The organism is Moorena sp. SIO3B2 (genome assembly GCF_010692525.1).
In the GTDB taxonomy this organism is placed as follows: Bacteria; Cyanobacteriota; Cyanobacteriia; order Cyanobacteriales; family Coleofasciculaceae; genus Moorena; species Moorena producens.
This window is the reverse complement of the sequence record NZ_JAAHHE010000009.1, coordinates 18648-37245: the sequence shown is the minus strand read 5'-3', so window position 1 is coordinate 37245 and position 18598 is coordinate 18648. Positions and strand designations below refer to the sequence as shown.

Here is an 18598-nt window from a genome sequence, read left to right as displayed (position 1 = left end):
TAATTGTCAAGGGTTTTTATAAATTTTTTTTCCGGGGGTAATTTTAGTATAAAAAAAAGTGAATGCTAAATTATCAGCTATCAGCTATCAGCTATAGCAAAGGAAACAGGTGTACCTGATAGTTATGAAAAACGCTGTGAACATTTATTATCTGAATGGTTGCGATCAGAGATTGATAATTTTTCAAATTTGTTCAGATATTACTTGACTAGATCTAGCGATTGGCAGATCAGTTAATTATAAAAATGGTGCACAAAAAAATTAAATGGCTATAGACTAATAAGTACCACCTACTTATTGTACCCTAGCCGCCATGTCTTTGACTCAAGAATTAAAAACGGCAACAGAAACGCCAACAGAAAAGGCAACAACTGTACCGGAAGATGTTATATTTCCCCCTAGGGATTTATTCAGTGACGAACCACCTTTGGAAACTGATCTACATCGACTACAAATGACCCTACTCATCCAATGCCTAGAGTGGTTGTGGGATGAGCGTGATGATTTCTATGTCTCGGGAAATCTGACTATTTATTACAGTCCTCGACAACGTAAGTCTGAAGAATTCCGTGGGCCTGACTTTTTTGTGGTGCTGGGAACTGAGCGCAAACCTCGGAACAGTTGGGTAGTGTGGCAAGAAGAGGGGAAGTATCCGAATGTGATTGTAGAAATTATTTCCCCTACCACAGCAGATACGGACCGAGGATTAAAGAAGCAAATCTACCAGGATACATTCCGTACTCCCGACTATTTCTGGTTTGACCCCAACACCCTGGAATTAAAGGGCTTCCACTTGGTAGATGGTTGTTATCTCGAACTTGAGCCTAATCAAGAAGGTTGGTTGTGGAGTCAACAGTTGGCACTATATTTGGGAATTTATGACTCAAAATTACGTTGGTTTACTCCAGAAGGACAACTAGTTCCTGCCCCTACTGAAGCAGCCGAACTCGAAAAGCAACGAGCCGAACAAGAATGTCAGCAAAAGCAACAAGCTCAGGAGCAATTAGCTCAAATGGAGTCATTGTTAGCTCGTTATCGAGAACAGTTCGGTGATTTCCCTCAGTGATATAGCATTTCTCATAGCTATGAGGTACACATAATTTTTATCCTGTTCCCTACTCCCTACTCCCTACTCCCTAAAACCCATAATTCTATACCTCACCCCATTGATATAGCATTACACATGAAGGTCAGGACATTCCTAAACTCCGAAACTTAGTCATAGCTGACTTCTGACTTCTGACTTCTGACTTCTGACTTCTGACTTGCGCGTAGCGCCATAACTGCTATATTTGTAATGAATGTAATTGTGTATAGGTTCCTTCTTTCTGCAGCAGTTGAGGGTGATTGCCAACTTCTACAATATGCCCTCGTTCCATAACTACAATCCGGTCAGCCTTCCGAATCGTTGACAGGCGATGAGCTACTACAAACGTTGTGCGGTTTTCCATCAAGTGTTCCAAAGCGTCCTGAATCAAAGCTTCCGAAGCAGTATCTAGAGACGATGTTGCTTCATCGAGAACTAACACCCGTGGATTACGAATTAAAGCACGAGCAATAGCTAGTCGTTGCCGTTGACCACCAGAAAGTTTTGCCCCATTTTCCCCAATTAGAGTATCAAGTCCCGAGGGCAATTCCTGAATAAATTCTAAGGCATTGGCATCCTGAATCGCCTTGATTAACTGCTCTTCATCCAATTGTTGACTGCCGTACACAATATTCTCTCGCACCGTACCTTCAAATAAGATAGTCTCCTGGGAAACCACTGAGAGGAATTTCCGATAGGTCTGTAGGTCTAGGCTACTCATATCCGTACCATCTAGTAAAACTCTTCCGGTCGTGGGAGCCATGAAACCAATAATCAGACTTAATAAGGTCGATTTTCCGGCTCCGGATGGTCCGACGATGGCAATGGTTTCGCCAGGATTGACCTGTAGACAAAAGTCTTGAATGGCAAACTGTTCCGTATCGGGATACTGATAACTAACGGACTCAAAGGTGAATTCACCACGCAGCTGTTGCAGAGCTATCTTACCAGGATTGCGCTCTAGGTCAGGACACTCGAGAATTTCACCCACTGAGCGAATGGATTCAAAACCTTTGCCAATCTGTGGCAATACAGCTAAAATTTGCACTATCGAGTTAGTCAGGGAATCAAAATAGCCGGTCAGTAACACCACATCCCCCACTGTGATTGACCATTGCTTGGTATAGACTAACCAGGCTGAGGTGATCAAGCAAACCAGACTGAATAACCGTAGGGTTACCCAAGAAGAGGAATCAGTGATGGCGTTAATCGAGTCCAGTCGCACCGCTGCCTGTTTGACCGTCACTAACTTGCCATCAATCCGTTCCATCTCAGTCTGTTGAGCACCATGAGCTCGTGTGACTGGGATTAGCTGAATCATCTCGATTAAGCTAGCTGCCATTTCTTCTAGTTGTTGCCGGAAAGCAGAATTGCGATCGCGAATCGGTCGTCTGAGTACCGAAATCAGAATCACAGCTGCTGGAACAGTTCCCAGGAAGAACAGCAAGAACCAAGGAGCACGAATAGCAGTAGCGACAATTGCTACTAAGATAGTTAGCATAGCCGCAGGGACAAACTGGAACAGGGTTGTTGCCAACCCTTGAATTTGTTCCACATCCCGCAAGAGTTTAGTTTGTAGTGCTCCCTTGCTGTTATTTTTGTAGAACCCAATCGAAAGCAGTTGCAGCTGCTGGGTGATGAGTGAGCGCAGATTCGACTCCATGTTGCGAGTCGCCAGACTCATAAACCGGATGTGTAAGTAATGGGTGGGGATATTTTGCAGTATAGAAATCCCTAAGATAGCCCCATTAATCCATAACTCCGACAGTGGGTGAGTGCTTGGGTTGGCAATAATATCAATTACATTAGCAATCACCAATGGTCTGATCCATTCCGGACTGTGTTTGATCACATACACCGCCATCGACAGTCCGATTTTACCTAGGTCTTGGCGGTAGAGATAAAGTAGTGTCCGGAAGGGGTACTCACTCCGATACTCCTGAGGAGGTGACTCCTTGGGTAGATTAGATGCTGCCGTAACACTTTCCAGTGATAATGCTTTCATGTCCGCAGTCCCTATGTCTCTTCTAACTGGTACTGTCTTGCCACATGGACTGTAAAGAAACAGACAAGGAATTGTCGATTCTTATAAAGAAACAAAAAATATTTTTTTTATCAAAACTAGGTCTTTTTTAAAGTCTTTATCGTCGCCAAAACTAGTACTCTGTTAAAATTAATTGGAGCGCAAAATCCTAACAGCAACTAGCCAGTATTACTATTATTTATAGCACTTCTCATAGCTATGAGGTACAAAATTTCGGGATTTTAGGTAATAGGTAATAGGTAATAGGTAATAGGTAATAGGTAATAGGTAATAGGTAATAGGTAATAGGTAATAGGTAATAGGTAATAGGTAATAGGGATGCGCTGCATCTTCAGGTGCGACCCGAAGGTGCGACCCTAGGCCGGGTTCCCCGGCCTAGGAGGCGCGCACCTTGAGCGAATTTAATCATTAGATGCGGAAAGCGCACCTAACAGGGAATCAGCTTCAAAGAATACTGTACCTCATAACTGTGATCAACGCTATAATTGCCGTGCTCTTCTTCTTTGCTCTGGATTGGGTTTGTATTTTATATATTATTGTCTGAGCCAGTAAGTATTTGATAATGGGTAAACACAGCCACAAAACATTCCATTTCTAATATTATTGTTCCCTGAGATGTTTTGTTAAAACTGAATCCTTCGGACTATTGTGGTGAGGGCTATAGTTCAAGGGGAGCAAGGTTGATGATTGAACCGAGAAAAAAAGGCTTTTTCCAGACTCGACCGATCCTTCCCCCTTGAGTATTTCAATAGCTAGCGCTGTAAACTTCTGGGATCGAGAGCATCCCGCAAACCATCCCCAAGTAAATTAAACGCCAACACCGTCAGAATAATCAGCAGTGCTGGCGGCCAAATCAACCAAGGCTGTAGCACGATGATTGAGGCATTGGTTGCCAAAGACAACAAATTTCCCCAGGACGGATCCGGTTGCTGAATTCCCAATCCAATCAAACTCAGCACCGACTCGGCCACAATGAAACCAGGAACTGCCAAGGTTGCTGATATAATCACATAGGAAGCTGTCTGGGGCAGAACGTGGCGTACAATGATATAGAAGGGATTCGCCCCCATAGTTTTGGCAGCTTGGACAAATTCCCGCTCCTTAATCGATAACACCTGTCCTCGGATCACTCGTGCTAAGCCAGACCAGCTAATAAACGAGGTAATCAGAACAATTAATAAAAACCGTTGCGCACTAGTTAGACCAGGTGGTAGCACAGCCGCTAAGGCGACGAGTAGGTAAATACCAGGAATAGTCATCAAAACTTCTACCAGACGCATGATGATCCCATCTACCCAGCCGCCGAAATAGCCGGAAATTCCCCCAATGATTAGACCAAGGGGAAAGGAGATCGCAATTCCGACTAGACCAATACTAAGACTAATCCGACCCCCATACACCAAGCGACTAAACTGATCACGAGCTTGCTCATCGGTACCTAATAGATTAATCTTCCCCTCACCCACCGTACCAAACAGGTGACGGTTGAAGGGAATCGCTCCAAACAACTTATACTCCCGACCTGGAACAAATAGACCCACTGGCGACGGCTTTTGCCAGTCTACAATCAGTTTGCGATCGCCTGTCTCTAAATCCGTTGGTCCTTGGGTTGTGGGATATACATGGGGACCAATAAACTCTTTGGTTTGCTGGTTACGCCAGTAGATCTTGGTAGGTGGTAGCAGGGAACCATCTGGCTGAGACACATAAGGATCATAGGGAGCAACAACATCTGCTGCAATGACAATTAGATAAAAAGTCAATAATAGCAATGCCCCAAAACGGGCGAGAGGGTTCTTGGTAAGTTTTTGCCACCAGTTCATAGGATTATTCCGAAAGCGCGAAAAGCACCTCGTGTTTACTTTGTATGGGCGTATCTTGCATTAGCTATGTTTCACCCATACAAAGATGGTATCGAAATCTGATCCAATCACCCTTCACTCAACACCCTTCACTCAACACCGTTCATAATTTCTGATTATACATTAACCTTTTGTGTCATTTTCCCCAGTCCATTGTGATTGTGTGAGTGTTCGACCACAAAGACATTGGAGAAGAGATTAGCCGTAATTTGTTGACCTTCCTGAGTTAAGGATAGGTAACGCAAGGCATCCTGAATATAAGGGTATACCCCATTCCAGTAAAACTTAGAGTAGCCTTGCCGCAGATCTCCAGGATGGAGGTACCCAATGGTTTTGTTAAATCCAGTTTCTTCAAACTCATAGAACAAAGCACTAGTTTTTTTGAGATAGCGTGGGTCACTCAGTTGACCAATCAAGTCAGAGGCGCGAATTAATCCAGGATAGTTACCTGTATCTTGATGATCCCCTTGCTTCGGCACAGGGAAACGAGTCAGTTCAATGTTGCGCTTGATAAACTCGGCATCAATCAGGTTGTGACCACCAAAGCGCTCATCAATAAATAATTTTGCCCGATCGACATGATAAGGCGTCAGAGCAGCATCGGTAGAGCCTTGGGGTAAATGAACCATCTCCCCATGTTGACCAGTAGCGTAGAGTCGTTCATTTTCTCGGTCTTGGCGACATACTCCTTTAACATAGCCAATATCATGACATGCCAAAGAAATGATAAAGTGTAACCAATCATCAGGAGTTACACCACCTTCACGGATATGTTTGCCTCGCAAAATCTCTTGTCCGACGAGGGTAACTAGGATGGAGTGTTCCACATTGTGATAGAGGGCATCACTGTTGGCAATATTTTCCATTGCCATGCTGCCAGCCCAAGCAATTATATCTTCGTTGTCAGGGTTGAGTCCCCCGTAAGTTCGGCGGTAGCCTTCCCGGAGTCTTATAACAAAGGCGTTAATTAGAATTTCAGTGGTGTTAAACATGATTTTTGATTGACTTAAATGCTAAGACAAAGTCCAGTATTCCCATGACACTGGCTTAGTTTTACTAGTTTGGTAGATTTAAATTTTTGGTAGTTTAACCTTTTGTATAGCTCGCTTAGGGTTAACACCTCAAAGCATTACTAAGTGATCCTTGGGCGCTATACTAGCAGCAATGGGGAAGGCTAATCTTTGTCTACAGCTTACCAAAAAGCCAAGCTGAAGGCCCCGATCAGATCCTGTCCGGGTAATTAACCTTAATAAAAATCTGCCCCATCTCCCTATCAATCTTCTTTATGATGGGTATTCTTGCGCACTTGATCTAGCAATGCTCAATCGGGTGAAGTACCTGACCCAATTAAGAACTGCTATAATACCAATAATAGTTAAATAATAGTTAAAGGTTTGCGGGTGTAATTCAGTGGTAGAATGTCAGCTTCCCAAGCTGAACGTCGTCGGTTCGAGTCCGATCACCCGCTTGTTGATTTGTAAGCATTCAGCGGTCAGCTAATGCGCTACGGGCACGCTGTCTTGATGGGGAGCAGGTCAAATAAGCCTAACAAATGAACTACTTGACAAAACAACAAAAATCATGTTATTGAGCCGGTCTTAGTTGCAGAACAGATGAACTATTTACCAGATCAGCTTGGCTTTTACCCATGAGGGGGCTATAGATAATGTACAAATATTAGGCATTAGTGACATGCTCCCCCTATTACCTATTACCTATTACCCATTACCCATTACCCATCACCCATTACCCATTCCCCATTCCCCATTCCCCATTCCCCATTCCCCATTCCCCATTCCCCATTCCCCATTCCCCATTCCCCATTCCCTCTAACTCTAGGCGAATTTTGTTCAGAGATTTGTTAACTAATTTTATGACATGAAATCTATCTATTCCCAGATTAGCATTTGCGCTACGCGCACGCTACGCGAACGGAAAAACTTCCTTGACAACTTTCTGAAATCCACCCCACATATCTACACTGACTTCTTTGATTTTTCCCCTGATTGCAATAGGTTGCTCCTTGAGTACTTCTATAATTTCTTCACTCTTATGAGAGTCAATTACTTATAATAAATAACTGTTATCAATATCACAAACAACGGTAACAAATTTTATTTTTCCTTTTGCTCGACTAAATTCATCTATATTTAACCGTTGTGGAGTTACCCAGTATTTTTTTTTGCTTATGGATTATTTTAAAAATTTTTTCGACTTTTTCTTGACTTAATTGTTCATTTTTGCTTACTTGTGCCACTGTTAATTCTTGAACTTTATTATAGATATATTATTCATCCATTTTTGTATAATTACGACCCATTTATATAAAGCTTAAAGGTTCAGTTGAGTAGTTTTGACAGTGACAACAATAAAATTGACGACGAGGCACTTGTAAGTATACTCCTTGCCCACATATAGCGGTTTTTAATCTAGTAAGGTACAAGTTTTTGAGGTGCGACCCGTGGCGAATTTAATTCGCCAACGGAAAGCGCACCTAAGGTTTTAGGGAGCAGGAAGCAGGGAGCAGGGAAGAGGGAAGAGGGAAGAGGGAAAAAAATATGTGTACCTGATGAGGCTAAAAAGCGCTATATGGATAAATCTCGCACTAAAATTGGTCGATTTTGATTAATGTCATTCGTATAAATTTGACACTTAGGACAGTTAATTACTTCATTTAATAAATCCAAATTCAATATTATAAATTATTCTTTTTTATAAGAAGTGAACACGGTTACATTCGGTAAATTTAACAAAGTATAGCAGAAGTCAGAAGTCAGAAGTCAGAAGTCAGAAGTTAAACTCTTGCCATACTGTAGTTTGAGACTTTTGTCATGTCCTAATTACCCTGGCGACTGCTATATCTAGATGAAAGTCCATCCGTCGGTTAACAGCATTTAGTATTACTAGCTACATTTTACACCATATTGCCGGAAGAGCCATTCCGGTCTAAAATTTGTTTTAACATCTTGAAATAGACTTGGTTGGTTACCTTTTAAAGCAGCTATATAATCCTTGCCACTGTTGACGATAAATTCACAAGTTTTTTTTGGGTATTAATAGCATCATTGGCATTGACAACTCCTTTTAGAGCCAGTTTCTTGAGCAACTCTGGTAAAGCTTTAATTTCGTTGGTTTTGGCATCAACTTCAAAGGGTTCTAAAATCAAGCCCCGCTCAACAATGTAAGAACTGACCAACATAATTGCTGGGTTTGAAGTTACCGTAAGAGAGGGTCGCCTTTATAGGAACAGGTTATGGGTAATAGTTTTAAGTTATATGAAATAAGGCGACCCTCTCTAAGGTTTCGTCTCCTTGGGAGTCGGAATTGGGATTATCGTTTTCAATCTGATCTGAACCTTTAAGGACTTTGCCGTCTAAGCCAATGGTTTCTCCAGAAGCTGGTTGTACATTCAAGAATGCGCGCAAGGCACATCGAATACTCTTCGTAATTAATATACAATAAAACACGACGTAAGTAGGTGGGCTTAATAAGGCGACCCTCTCTAAGGTTTCGTCTCCGGGAAGGCTTTTGAAACGGCAAGAAGGGTTTGAAGTTACCCTAAGATAGGGTAACTTCAAACGTTGGTAGGTTATGGGTAAAAGGTAACGGCGCTTTTGTAGTAAGGCGACCCTATCTTAGGTTTCGTTTCCGGAAATGCACTCCGCAGTGGTCTTACCTTCGGCGTAGCCGACGCTTCGCGAACAGAGATGGAGATTTGTTGGAAAAGCACCATATAATACCACGCGCACTGGATGGAAATAATTCAGACAAAAATCTCGAATTATTACACCTACATTGCCATGATGCCAAACACGGAAGCAAAACCAACTCAAAAGAGTTAGATGAAAATCCGTTCTAGAGGAGCCAATGTCAAGGATTGTACTGTAATGATGAGCCGTATGATGCGAAAGTATCACGTACGTTTTTGAAGACGAGTCAGAGGTGACTCACTGGCTTAGTTTAATGAAGCCCGCGCTGTACCGTGCTTGTCAGCGTCGGGAGTATGTCACTAGAAAACCATTTCATCCCCGCTTTCCCTAAGGTATAGCAGAAGTCATTTGTCAGAAGTCAAACTCTTGCGCTTCTTGATGCAATAGCGAGTGGGGGAAACCCCCAAGACCGTAATGGTGCGCTTTCCGTTGGCGAATTAAATTCGCCACGGGTCGCACCTCTGCATCGCTTACAAAGGGTGTGAGACTTTTGTCATGTCCTAACTGCCCTGGCGACTGCTATAAACTTAAACAATTACAGCAAAACACTCAACAGCTACCAGAAAATAACAATGATGTAGATGATCCCATTTGGGGACTCGGAGAGAATCCAGTTGTGGGTGGAGTCAGTGATGCTTCTACATCTATTGATCAGTATTTATATAACTATTAATAATGAATTGCTTGTTTTTAGACACAAGCTATCTTATAGCTTTAGAATTAGCGGATGATCAAAATCACCAAATCACGTTAAATCATTGGCAATGTTGTTGTCTAATTATTCTCACCCATTCGCTACTATTTTGAGTATCTTGTCGATCAGTCCACATACCAATAAACGGTTGATTGTCTAATTCCAGAGGATTAAGAGATGCCGTTTTTTCTGTTACATACTGTTTTTTGAACACCTCAATGATATCGGCAATAATTTTTTGAGCGTCTTCTGGTAGTTCTTGAATATCTTTGGTCAGTTGTTCTAGGTCACCCATAAGTCTTAGGAAGTATGTTATAGTTATTGGCATGCCGAAAAAAATAAGACAATTAAAGCAAATGTTGCAGAAAGCAGGATTTCAACTCTTGCCTAAGCGGGGAAAAGGTAGTCATTCTTATTGGGTTCATCCACTAATCACAAATCCTGTAGTTCTGTCTGGTAAAGATAGTAACGATTCCAAGCCTTATCAAGAAAAAGAAGTAATAGAAGTACTCAAAGAACTGGCACAATTAGAACAGGAGGATGAATCATGAAATATAGCATTTTAATTCAATGGTCAGAGGAAGATAACTCTTATGTGGCTAGTTTACCCGAATGGGGTAACTATGCTCGTACCCACGGTGACACCTATGAGGAAGCTCTTGAGAATGCTAAGGAAGTTTTAGAGGATTTGGTGTACGCTTATAGCCAAGTTAATAAAGAGTTACCAACTCCAAAGATACTAGAGGTAGCCTGAAATTAGCCTAAAAGTAAGCATTAACCTATTATAGCAATTTTACGACTTGTGAGGTACAAATATCTGGGTTTTAGGGAGCAGGGAGCAGGGAGCAGCGCTGCATCGCTATTGCCTATTGCTAGCATGCCTATTGCCTATTGCTAGCATGCCTATTGCCTTGCGCTATACATCTTCATACAAAGCTTCAATACTAGTCCTAAAATCCACAGTTTCTAGATGAATCTCACTGCCCGGATCATAAAATTGCAATGTCCAAATTCCCTCGGAATTCCGGCGAAAGCAATCTAAGCGTTGACGGTTTTGGCTAATTAAAACATATTCCACCAAGGTGTCTAGTTTTCGATAATCATAAAATTTATCACCCCGGTCAAAGGCTTCAGTTTTTGGAGATAAAACTTCTACAATTAAACAGGGATATTTTTTATAATTGCTCAATTCTCGGTCTCTGGCATCGCAAGTCACGAAAACATCAGGATAATAATAACTATTGGATGCTTCGACATAAGCTTTCATATCTGCCATATAAACCCGACAGCCAGTGCCCCTGACATGATTTCTTAACAGAGCAAATAAGTTACCGGCAATAGTAACATGGGCATCACTCGCGCCAGCCATGGCATAGACTTCTCCATCAATATACTCGTGTTTGATGGCACTATCTTCTTCGTAGGATAGATACTCTTCGTTTGAAATGTAATTGGGGCTTGGATCAGCAATCATGACAATTTCAAGACAGTGACTCTATTAGTATATAATAAAGGGAGTCGGCAGTCGGTAACAGGCAAGAGGCAAGAGGCAAGAGGCAATAGGCATGCTAGCAATAGGCATGCTAGCAATAGACAAGCCGATTCCCGATTCCCGATTCCCGATTCCCGATTCCCGATTCCCGATTCCCGATTCCCGATTCCCGATTCCCGATTCCCGATTCCCGATTCCCGATTCCCTTGTTTACATCTCAACTAGAGCCATTCTCATCTAAAGAACGCACCTTAATAACTTTAGCAGGAATTCCCACTACCGTTGCGCCAGCAGGTACATCAGATAAAACTACAGCATTAGCACCAATATTTGCCCCATTACCGATAGTAACCTTGCCAAAAATCTTGGCACCAGCCCCAACATTGACACTTTTTCCTAAAATGGGGGCATCCAAAGGACGATCTAAGTAACGATTCCCCAAAGTTACTCCTTGACGGAGGATAGTATCATCACCAATGGTGCAATCCCCATGAATCACAATCCCACTTTGATGCTCAATAATTACTCGGCGACCAAGCTTTACGGTGTAAGGTAATTCAATCCCATAGGTATTACGAACTTTACGATATAATGCTCGGTAGAGAATACTAAACGGAGCCCGTAGTAACTTCGGCTCTATGTTCATTCTCCAAACTCCAAACCGCTGCACCGCTACAGCCCGAAATCCCGGCTTAGTCCAATCACAACCATGGGCTTTCCAATCTTCTTTAATTTGTTGCCAAAGTCCCAAATTATCGGTTTTTGGCTGGGTAGAATTTGCCGTTAAATCTGTTGGCATCACCATAATCTGTTTTTAGAATGTAGAATTTAGAATGAAGAATTTAGAATTTAGAATTTAGAATCGGGAATCGGGAATCGGGAATCGGGAATTGTAAGCGGTCAGCGGTCAGCGGTCAGCGGTCAGCGGTCAGCTGACGTAACTCAGATTAAACCAATGCTTACCTGTTTTATTCAAAAGCTAAAAGCTGATAACTGATAGCTGATAGCTAATAGCTGAAAGCTAATAGCTGAAAGCTGATAGCTGATAACTGATAGCTGATAGCTAATAGCTGAAAGCTGATAACTGAAAGCTGATAGCTGATAGCTAATAACTAATCACGAAATCTTCGGACTACTAAAAGCACCACCTTTACAAAACACACTATTGCGGAGAAAATCACTAAGTAAGTGGGGCGGCTCAAGATTGGGTTTACCTTGAACCACTCGGCGCAATTGCCACAATAAATAACTAGAAGCCCAGGTGTGATCCGCTAGAGCAGCGTAAAACCAACCATAGTTTTTAAGAAAATACCGTCGTCGAGAATCAAACACATACTGGGGTCGGCGTTTGGGTGGACGCTTGGTGTCGGTAACACCTGAACTTTGTCCAACTAAGTGGACTACGCGACTTTCAGGGACATACCAGCATTCCCAGCCAGCTCTCTGGGCTTGCAGGCAAAAGTCCATTTCTTCGTAATACATGAAATACGCTTCATCGATCAGGCCAACCTGCTCAAACACTTCCCGGCGAATAATCATACTTGCCCCAGCTACCCAATCCGTTGGACAGGGTTGGTCAGGAATCGGTGGCCAAACTACCCACTCCGATAATAATGTCGATACGATACCGAGACGCAAACCAGAATCTAGCTCACTGAGGACGGTATGAAACCGAAATGCTGAACACTGAGGGGTACTGTCAGGCTCTTCCAGGCGAGAGCCAGCAATACCCACCTGGGGATGGTCACTCATAAACTCCACCAGGGTTTTGATCGCCCTAGGACGAACAATGGTGTCTGGATTGAGCAACAACACATAATCCGGTGGCTGATTAGACTTCAGGGCTGGGCGGATCACAGCGTTATTGCCAAAGGCAAATCCACCATTGTGCTCTAGTGCCATCACCGATGCCCAACTACCCCAGTTTTCGTTTGCGATCGCATTTTTAATGGCAACAGCCGATCCATCCCCAGACGCATTATCTGCCACTACCACCTGAGTATTCGATAAACCTGGGATTTCATCCGCTAGAGAGCGTAAGCAATCAATAGTTAAACTAGGGGTTTTGTAGTTAACAATTACTATAAGTAAAGAATTTACGGGATTGTTTTTTAGTTCATTAGACATAACTAAATTTGGCGTTTTTTTTCCTTAGCTAAATAATTATTATTTGTTAGTTAATTTATATTTTTTTAGTAACAAAATCCTGTTGTTGATCGTAATAATTTACACAGATTTTTTACCCTACTCCCTACTCCCTACTCCCTACTCCCTACTCCCTGCTATATCATCCCTAATTCCGTTGAACTTGTCTTCGTTGATTACGATTTTGATTACGATTTTGATTACGATAACGCTGGGCTGCCAATGCCGGGACTTTTTTAACCTTATTGGTTGTAGGTTCTTGGATCACCAATCCTGATAGTCCTCCACAAGCCAATACAAAGACTGGATTACCATGGGCATTGAGCATAAATTCCACCATGTATAACGCTACGGCCACGGTCAGCACCGCCACTGGTGACGCTTGCCGCTTTGGCCACAACTCGGCTGGACAACGGAACCAAAACATAGTCAACACCGGCATTAGTAAGGATGTGGTCAGGCTGGCTAGTCCAACGGTACCAGTTTCACCAAACGCAATAATCCACAAACTATCTGGAACTGTAACTTGCTCACCCTTGTCATTAAAGATCAGACTTCTTCCCCATCCTCCCCAGCCAAACACGATCCGTTCCCGTGCTTTATCTACAAGTAGCTCTTCATTATCAAATCTAAACTGTAAGGATTGGATACGGTCTGCAGGAACCACACTCGATACATTTGAGATAATCTGATCACTAACGTAGGTTTCAGTCTGTGAGTTAATGTATAAGTAAGAACAAATAAGCCCAATTAGGATAAAGACTGGCAAAGCAGTACGAAATTGCTTGCCCACAAACAAGATGCCAACTCCCAAGAGTAGTAAAAAATAGGCACCAGTGGATTTGCACAATATAAATGTGATCAACAACGCAGCTACCAGCCACTTCATGGGAATATTCCAGAGTTGTTTGATCACCCCAGTGTGCCATAGCCAAATTCCCACTAAACTAGCTGCCATCATCCACATACCCACTGGCAAACCGTGGATCATAAATACTGTCGGTCTCCATCCCCCGTAACGCATTGTTTGGCCAAAGTCAGGATGAGCATGGAAGCCGTACAATATCCTATGGAGCTGGGGACTAAAACGAATTTCGTACAAACATAGGGGAACATATACCAACCCCCCCATGAAAATCCCAATTGCCAAGTCACGTAATCCACTCAAGTTATTGAGATAGATCCGACCGAGAAAATAGGGTACTCCCCAGGTCAAGGTTTGCGTCAAAACAGTAGAGAAACCATCGTAAGCCCCCAAGCCATTCGTAATAGATGAAGCCAATGGACATAGGCACCAAATCAGGATGGGCAAGTCAATCCAGCTGAATTTAAAGGAGCTAATACGCCCAACATCGTATATAAAAGTAGCCAACAAAATACCGTAGCAAGTTGCCGACATCTTAGTATAGTCAGGTAGACCAGGCAAAGCATATTCTGCCACAGGTAAGAATAGCCATGCTACGATGAAACTCACAATGACTGCCCGCTGAGCTGGAATTCTCATGAAGAGATAAAGAACAACTGGAATCCAGCCGAACATGACGATGGGGACTAAAAAACTCATTGGCTTTTTTGGGCATGAACGTGAACAGAGTTGTTTGAGTAATTATCAGCTATCAGCTATCAGCTATCAGCTATCAGCTATCAGGTATTAGCTATCAGCTATCAGTGATCAGCTTATGGGTTAGGTCACAGCGTCGAACCCTGGGGAGCATGTCAATTTTGTTAATCCCTGTTCAGATCCCCCGTTTCCCTTAATAAGGGGGACTTTTAAATCTAATTCCCCCCTTTTTTAAGGGGGGCTAGGGGGGATCTATGTACCTAATTACAAAGGTGACATGCTCCCAGAAGCCTGTTCCACGCTACTTGAGGTGCCAAAGGCCAACGGCTGACCGCTGACCGCTGACCGCTGACCACTGACCGCTGAATTCTTACTCAATAATTAACTTCTTAATAAATTTCTTGACTTTGGTTACTGGAGATTTTTTAAGTTGTATTTTTTCTCCTGGTCGAGCCTTAAATAATGTAGAATGGTCGCCACTATTAGAAAGCTCTTCAGCTGGTCTGCCATTGCTGTAGTAGTAAAGTGCCAAGGATTTCCGAGTCCGTCCTTCTGGACAAGTTAATGGCTCAGGATGTCCGTGATAGGAAAAATCGGTAGTATTAAATATGACACATCGGTTGAAGACGGGGAGAATTTTTTTCTGAGACTTTGTCATCTCTTTATCCCACATTTCAAAATAACCACCATAGTCTTCTTGCCAATCTTTGTTGAGATAGATCAGAAGATTTAAGCGGCGGTCAAGGCGCAATTTTGTATGGCGATTGAAATCAGCATGGATTTTTAAGTAACCACCTTTTTCGATCTGATGTAAGCCACCACCAACAAAATGAGGATCAGGGATTATTCCATCAATGCCAGTTAAGGTTTCTAAAAAGTTAAGGAAAGTTGATGAATTGAGCTGATACAGAAAAAATCGGGTGTACTCTCCCATTTGTATTTCCGATTTTGAGGCCAGTTTTTTTTCTGGTGCAGCATCAAACTTTTGCCAATCAATTGCATCAGCTTTAGGAAACTCATTCAGAATCTTATCTAGGACATCTTCTGGAAAAAAGTTATCCATGATAATGTGTGGAAATGGCTCAGACTGGGCGTATATTTCACAATTATCATTCGCAAATTTAGTTAATTTTTCTGGCTCTAGGCAATAGTTTAATTTGGAATACATTTTATCATCCATTAGTTTTTTTAATTAATTTTAGTTTTATTAAATAATAGCAATCCTAAATAGATTGTAATAATTTTTGTTACCTGTTCCCTGTGCCCTGTTCCCTGTTTTAAAAAAGTCCACTGATGGGATATCCAAAACCCAACATATATCGAGCCCAAATCACCCACATCAGTAATGTCAACAGTAGTGCAGTAGCCCAGAGGTCTTGCTTAATAAAGGAAAGCCCTTCACGACAGAGACCATAAGTTATTACTAGATAAGGGAGAATGTCATTGAAAGCAATCACGACTACTGCTCCGAGTGCTCCATTTCCCAACTTTTCCATCAGATAAAATCCTAGGGGTATGCCAATACAAACCTTAAGACTCTTGACCAATTGACTGTAAGCGTTATAGTTTGGCTTGCCAAGAGCCATCAGGGCTTGCTGAACGGTATCAATTAATAATGCAGGCCAGATGCCTAGGGTCAGGATTGGTAACATCCAAGCCGCCTCATAAAACCTCTCATCATATAAGATAAAAATCGCAACATCTCCAAAAGCAGTACTGACTGTCAACATCAATGCTGCAACCACTAGGATAAGTTGCCGATTGTACCAAATCTTGATCCGAAAGGTTTCCCGAGGCAAATCAGCCAGCTGAGAAAACGTTGGCAAAAGCACCTTGGAACTAATTGCCGAGATTACCTGGGAAGGTAGGTACGCTAAATTAAAGGCAACACCATAAATTCCCAATAGCTCAAATGAAAACAATTTGCCTAGAATTAGTCGGTCGGCTTGGGTCGCGAGAAAGGTAAGGGCCGTTGAAATAAATATCCATTTCCCGAAGGAAAAAATGCTGTTAGCTGCCTCTTTCTCCCAGGTAAAGCGGTTTGATTTTCCAGGAATTAACCAATGACTCATTACCATTTTGACCAATGCCGTCAGCACATTTCCAATAGCAAGAGCCCAGATTGTCCGATTGACAAAAGCCCAAGTGACCATCAAGATCAGGCCGGACAATTGCCCCACCAGCTCAAACATCATGATCTTGCCAAATGCCATCTGGCGGTTGAGGCTCCACACAGCAGTGGAGTTGAATCCCTCAATCAGTGGAATCACACCAATTACTGGCATCAGCCATAACAGCTGCGGGTTATTATAGAAGTGGGCAACTGGCCAAGTAATTATAAGACAAGCCACCCACAGCAAAAGGCCCCGCAAAACCTGAATAGTCCAGATAGTATTCAGAAAAACTGGGTCATCCCCACGTTTATTCTGGATGATGCTTGCACCAATACCGACATCGGAGAATAACCGTAAGCCAATGATGAAAACGTTGGCTAGAGCCATTAAGCCGAAAAACTCTGGTGCAAGCAGGCGGGTCAGAACAAGATTACTTGCCAGTCTCAGAAACTGACTTGTTCCATAACCAGCTACTGTCCAAATAGCCCCACGGAGGAGTTGTTTTTTAAGTGATGAGGACATGGTTAGATTTCCGAGTAGGTAGACGGGATGGGTGGGGTTGCAGACTTAAAGGCATCAGATAATTTAGTTAGTTTTAAAGATTGGCTCTACAGCTGATATCTGAGCATGTTGTGTAATGTAGGTTTTAAGTTACAGCTAGGTAGATAATAGTTGTTGAGCACCAGATGAATACTCGCGAACGGTCTTTTGCCAGAAACGGGCTGGCTCTTGAGATGAGAAATAACGACTAATATAGTCGTGAGCATTGCGTGAAATATTGTCACGAAGTTCTGCATGCTCTAGTTCCAAAAGACATCGTGCTGCCGCCTCAGGAGTCTCGGCAGCCATAGCAGTCTTACGGTGTTCCATGCAGAAATTTGCCCCACGGGCAGTCTTGCCCACTACCACAATTCCTGCTGCCATGGATTCTTGGGGAGGAAGGGCACAACCCTCAACCTCTGCAGATGCCAGGAAGACTTGTGGTCGTCTAAACTGCTTTGCTAGTTCGTGAAAGGGAAGTCCATCCACACGCTCAAATCTCCAGTATGTACCACCTAACTTTTGATACCATTCCTCAGTCTCGGTGATGAACTCAGGACCTTTTCTGGGAAAGGCGAAGACCAAACCTGCTTCTCTTTCTGCTTGAGGAATAAATGGAAATGCCTTGTTGTCAACTACATTGGGAACGATCTCAATGTCTTTGCCAGGATAAGTGGCTTCGCATATTTCCTTCATGAAGGGAGAGTCTGTCCAAAGAGCCACACGGCTATCTCGATAGTCAAAATCCGCTTTAACCAAAATTGGAACCTGGAGATAAGCGATCGCTGGTCCTTTGACATCATTGATCAATAGTGTGAGCCAATCAGGAATAATGCATACATCATCGGGACGACGATCTGCCCAACGGATAAAGGGTAGATCGTGAATCCCCCAAGTATTACCAAAGGTGTTACGACCAGTCATGGTGGCAATTACTGCATCAGCCCCAGATTCCCGAGCTGCCAAGCAGTGACGCATGATATTCAGGTCTCCGCCGTTTACTTCGGATTTATAAAGCCACCTACGCCTGACCCAACTCTGAATTGGCTTTAGCTTAGGACGGCGAAGGACACGGTATATTCCCTGCCAAGTGGTGCTTGTTGAAAAGTCTGAAAGCAAAAATACAAAACGCATCAGCTAACTGTTACAAATAAGGGAAATTATTCAAAATGGGGCGTTGCTAATTACAGGTATGATTTTGCCCCCCAACCCCCAATTCTGGGGGAGAAAGATAATTTCAAGTCCCCCAATTTTGGGGGACCCACGGGGGCGTTACTGAAACAAGACAAATAAATTCATACTTCAATTCAGCAACGCCGAAAATGCTCATCTGTTGCCCCGATTCACAA

The 18598-nt window shown here is 42.8% G+C and carries 21 protein-coding genes and 1 tRNA gene; 8 read left to right on the top strand and 14 right to left on the bottom strand.

The window, feature by feature from the left end:
• Positions 1–313 precede the first annotated feature (313 nt).
• The gene (locus tag F6K38_RS03960) at positions 314–1066 is read left to right on the top strand and encodes a Uma2 family endonuclease (RefSeq protein WP_008191284.1); all 753 of its coding nucleotides are present in this window, start codon (positions 314–316) and stop codon (positions 1064–1066) included.
• A gap of 220 nt (positions 1067–1286) precedes the next feature.
• On the opposite strand, the gene F6K38_RS03955 is transcribed toward F6K38_RS03960, so the two are convergent.
• From F6K38_RS03955 to F6K38_RS03945, 3 genes are all read right to left on the bottom strand, one after another.
• The gene (locus F6K38_RS03955) at positions 1287–3092 is read right to left on the bottom strand and encodes an ABC transporter ATP-binding protein (protein ID WP_008191282.1); all 1806 of its coding nucleotides are present in this window, start codon (positions 3090–3092) and stop codon (positions 1287–1289) included.
• A gap of 791 nt (positions 3093–3883) precedes the next feature.
• Entirely contained in the window at positions 3884–4954 is a 1071-nt protein-coding gene (locus F6K38_RS03950; protein WP_008191278.1) for an ABC transporter permease, read from the bottom strand.
• Between the two features lie 155 nt (positions 4955–5109).
• On the bottom strand, positions 5110–5985 hold the full coding sequence (locus F6K38_RS03945; RefSeq protein ID WP_008191277.1) for an Npun_R2479 family HD domain-containing metalloprotein: 876 nt from the start codon (positions 5983–5985) through the stop codon (positions 5110–5112).
• A gap of 404 nt (positions 5986–6389) precedes the next feature.
• On the opposite strand from F6K38_RS03945, the gene F6K38_RS03940 reads away from it, so the two are divergent.
• Together F6K38_RS03940 and F6K38_RS03935 are read left to right on the top strand one after the other, a co-directional pair.
• Positions 6390–6461 (top strand) — tRNA-Gly (locus F6K38_RS03940).
• A 224-nt stretch (positions 6462–6685) separates the two neighbouring features.
• Entirely contained in the window at positions 6686–6826 is a 141-nt protein-coding gene (locus F6K38_RS03935) for a hypothetical protein (protein WP_287247869.1), read from the top strand.
• Positions 6827–6916: 90 nt separating this feature from the next.
• Here F6K38_RS03935 and F6K38_RS44030 read toward each other — a convergent pair whose 3' ends face one another.
• The 3 genes from F6K38_RS44030 to F6K38_RS03925 all read right to left on the bottom strand — a co-directional run bounded on the left by F6K38_RS44030 (position 6917) and on the right by F6K38_RS03925 (position 8418).
• The gene (locus F6K38_RS44030) at positions 6917–7000 is read right to left on the bottom strand and encodes a hypothetical protein (RefSeq protein ID WP_438941764.1); all 84 of its coding nucleotides are present in this window, start codon (positions 6998–7000) and stop codon (positions 6917–6919) included.
• Positions 7001–7994: 994 nt separating this feature from the next.
• Complete coding sequence (locus F6K38_RS03930; RefSeq protein WP_008191272.1) at positions 7995–8192, bottom strand: hypothetical protein; 198 nt, start codon at positions 8190–8192, stop codon at positions 7995–7997.
• Positions 8193–8259: 67 nt separating this feature from the next.
• Positions 8260–8418: a hypothetical protein gene (locus tag F6K38_RS03925; RefSeq protein ID WP_154659987.1), complete on the bottom strand. Its 159-nt coding sequence runs from the start codon at positions 8416–8418 to the stop codon at positions 8260–8262.
• Between the two features lie 290 nt (positions 8419–8708).
• Between F6K38_RS03925 and F6K38_RS03920 the strand changes: the two genes are divergently transcribed.
• Positions 8709–8852, top strand: coding sequence for an HNH endonuclease (locus tag F6K38_RS03920; protein ID WP_081431819.1), 144 nt, complete (start codon positions 8709–8711; stop codon positions 8850–8852).
• Between the two features lie 341 nt (positions 8853–9193).
• Positions 9194–9376 carry a hypothetical protein gene (locus F6K38_RS03915; RefSeq protein ID WP_287356120.1) on the top strand — a complete coding sequence of 61 codons (183 nt, stop codon included), beginning with the start codon at positions 9194–9196 and terminating at the stop codon, positions 9374–9376.
• An 82-nt stretch (positions 9377–9458) separates the two neighbouring features.
• Here F6K38_RS03915 and F6K38_RS03910 read toward each other — a convergent pair whose 3' ends face one another.
• Positions 9459–9692: a hypothetical protein gene (locus F6K38_RS03910; RefSeq protein ID WP_287356118.1), complete on the bottom strand. Its 234-nt coding sequence runs from the start codon at positions 9690–9692 to the stop codon at positions 9459–9461.
• Positions 9693–9723: 31 nt separating this feature from the next.
• Between F6K38_RS03910 and F6K38_RS03905 the strand changes: the two genes are divergently transcribed.
• Positions 9724–9948, top strand: a complete 225-nt coding sequence (locus F6K38_RS03905) for a type II toxin-antitoxin system HicA family toxin (protein WP_044494309.1) — start codon at positions 9724–9726, stop codon at positions 9946–9948.
• On the top strand, positions 9945–10151 hold the full coding sequence (locus F6K38_RS03900) for a type II toxin-antitoxin system HicB family antitoxin (RefSeq protein WP_075898394.1): 207 nt from the start codon (positions 9945–9947) through the stop codon (positions 10149–10151). The genes F6K38_RS03905 and F6K38_RS03900 overlap by 4 nt, the downstream gene beginning before the upstream one ends.
• 162 nt (positions 10152–10313) lie before the next feature.
• Here the strand turns inward: F6K38_RS03900 and F6K38_RS03895 are convergent, their stop codons facing one another.
• Complete coding sequence (locus F6K38_RS03895) at positions 10314–10871, bottom strand: Uma2 family endonuclease (protein WP_009148920.1); 558 nt, start codon at positions 10869–10871, stop codon at positions 10314–10316.
• Between the two features lie 15 nt (positions 10872–10886).
• Here F6K38_RS03895 and F6K38_RS03890 point away from each other — a divergent pair, with 15 nt between their 5' ends.
• Positions 10887–11114: a hypothetical protein gene (locus F6K38_RS03890; RefSeq protein ID WP_287356114.1), complete on the top strand. Its 228-nt coding sequence runs from the start codon at positions 10887–10889 to the stop codon at positions 11112–11114.
• Here the strand turns inward: F6K38_RS03890 and F6K38_RS03885 are convergent.
• The 6 genes from F6K38_RS03885 to F6K38_RS03860 all read right to left on the bottom strand — a co-directional run bounded on the left by F6K38_RS03885 (position 11107) and on the right by F6K38_RS03860 (position 18383).
• Positions 11107–11694, bottom strand: a complete 588-nt coding sequence (locus tag F6K38_RS03885) for a serine O-acetyltransferase (protein ID WP_287356112.1) — start codon at positions 11692–11694, stop codon at positions 11107–11109. The genes F6K38_RS03890 and F6K38_RS03885 overlap by 8 nt on opposite strands.
• Before the next feature lie 311 nt (positions 11695–12005).
• Positions 12006–13016, bottom strand: coding sequence for a glycosyltransferase family 2 protein (locus tag F6K38_RS03880; protein WP_287356110.1), 1011 nt, complete (start codon positions 13014–13016; stop codon positions 12006–12008).
• Between the two features lie 166 nt (positions 13017–13182).
• A complete protein-coding gene (locus F6K38_RS03875) occupies positions 13183–14598 on the bottom strand; it encodes a hypothetical protein (protein ID WP_044494311.1) in 1416 nt (471 codons plus the stop codon).
• 367 nt (positions 14599–14965) lie between these two features.
• A complete protein-coding gene (locus F6K38_RS03870) occupies positions 14966–15775 on the bottom strand; it encodes a 2OG-Fe(II) oxygenase (protein WP_009148933.1) in 810 nt (269 codons plus the stop codon).
• Positions 15776–15872: 97 nt separating this feature from the next.
• Positions 15873–17231: an oligosaccharide flippase family protein gene (locus F6K38_RS03865; RefSeq protein ID WP_009148936.1), complete on the bottom strand. Its 1359-nt coding sequence runs from the start codon at positions 17229–17231 to the stop codon at positions 15873–15875.
• Between the two features lie 135 nt (positions 17232–17366).
• Positions 17367–18383, bottom strand: a complete 1017-nt coding sequence (locus F6K38_RS03860) for a glycosyltransferase family protein (protein ID WP_044494313.1) — start codon at positions 18381–18383, stop codon at positions 17367–17369.
• Between the last annotated feature and the right edge of the window lie 215 nt (positions 18384–18598).

What these genes read in the sequence shown, in the direction of transcription:
- F6K38_RS03905 (WP_044494309.1), top strand. Translation starts at nt 9,724, where the DNA reads ATGCCGAAAAAAATAAGACAATTAAAGCAAATGTTGCAGAAAGCAGGA.
- F6K38_RS03950 (WP_008191278.1), bottom strand. Translation starts at nt 4,954, where the DNA reads ATGAACTGGTGGCAAAAACTTACCAAGAACCCTCTCGCCCGTTTTGGG.
- F6K38_RS03945 (WP_008191277.1), bottom strand. Translation starts at nt 5,985, where the DNA reads ATGTTTAACACCACTGAAATTCTAATTAACGCCTTTGTTATAAGACTC.
- F6K38_RS03870 (WP_009148933.1), bottom strand. Translation starts at nt 15,775, where the DNA reads ATGGATGATAAAATGTATTCCAAATTAAACTATTGCCTAGAGCCAGAA.
- F6K38_RS03860 (WP_044494313.1), bottom strand. Translation starts at nt 18,383, where the DNA reads ATGCGTTTTGTATTTTTGCTTTCAGACTTTTCAACAAGCACCACTTGG.
- F6K38_RS03900 (WP_075898394.1), top strand. Translation starts at nt 9,945, where the DNA reads ATGAAATATAGCATTTTAATTCAATGGTCAGAGGAAGATAACTCTTAT.
- F6K38_RS03930 (WP_008191272.1), bottom strand. Translation starts at nt 8,192, where the DNA reads ATGTTGGTCAGTTCTTACATTGTTGAGCGGGGCTTGATTTTAGAACCC.
- F6K38_RS03910 (WP_287356118.1), bottom strand. Translation starts at nt 9,692, where the DNA reads ATGGGTGACCTAGAACAACTGACCAAAGATATTCAAGAACTACCAGAA.
- F6K38_RS03875 (WP_044494311.1), bottom strand. Translation starts at nt 14,598, where the DNA reads ATGAGTTTTTTAGTCCCCATCGTCATGTTCGGCTGGATTCCAGTTGTT.
- F6K38_RS03880 (WP_287356110.1), bottom strand. Translation starts at nt 13,016, where the DNA reads ATGTCTAATGAACTAAAAAACAATCCCGTAAATTCTTTACTTATAGTA.
- F6K38_RS03865 (WP_009148936.1), bottom strand. Translation starts at nt 17,231, where the DNA reads ATGTCCTCATCACTTAAAAAACAACTCCTCCGTGGGGCTATTTGGACA.
- F6K38_RS03960 (WP_008191284.1), top strand. Translation starts at nt 314, where the DNA reads ATGTCTTTGACTCAAGAATTAAAAACGGCAACAGAAACGCCAACAGAA.
- F6K38_RS03935 (WP_287247869.1), top strand. Translation starts at nt 6,686, where the DNA reads ATGCTCCCCCTATTACCTATTACCTATTACCCATTACCCATTACCCAT.
- F6K38_RS03885 (WP_287356112.1), bottom strand. Translation starts at nt 11,694, where the DNA reads ATGGTGATGCCAACAGATTTAACGGCAAATTCTACCCAGCCAAAAACC.
- F6K38_RS03955 (WP_008191282.1), bottom strand. Translation starts at nt 3,092, where the DNA reads ATGAAAGCATTATCACTGGAAAGTGTTACGGCAGCATCTAATCTACCC.
- F6K38_RS03895 (WP_009148920.1), bottom strand. Translation starts at nt 10,871, where the DNA reads ATGATTGCTGATCCAAGCCCCAATTACATTTCAAACGAAGAGTATCTA.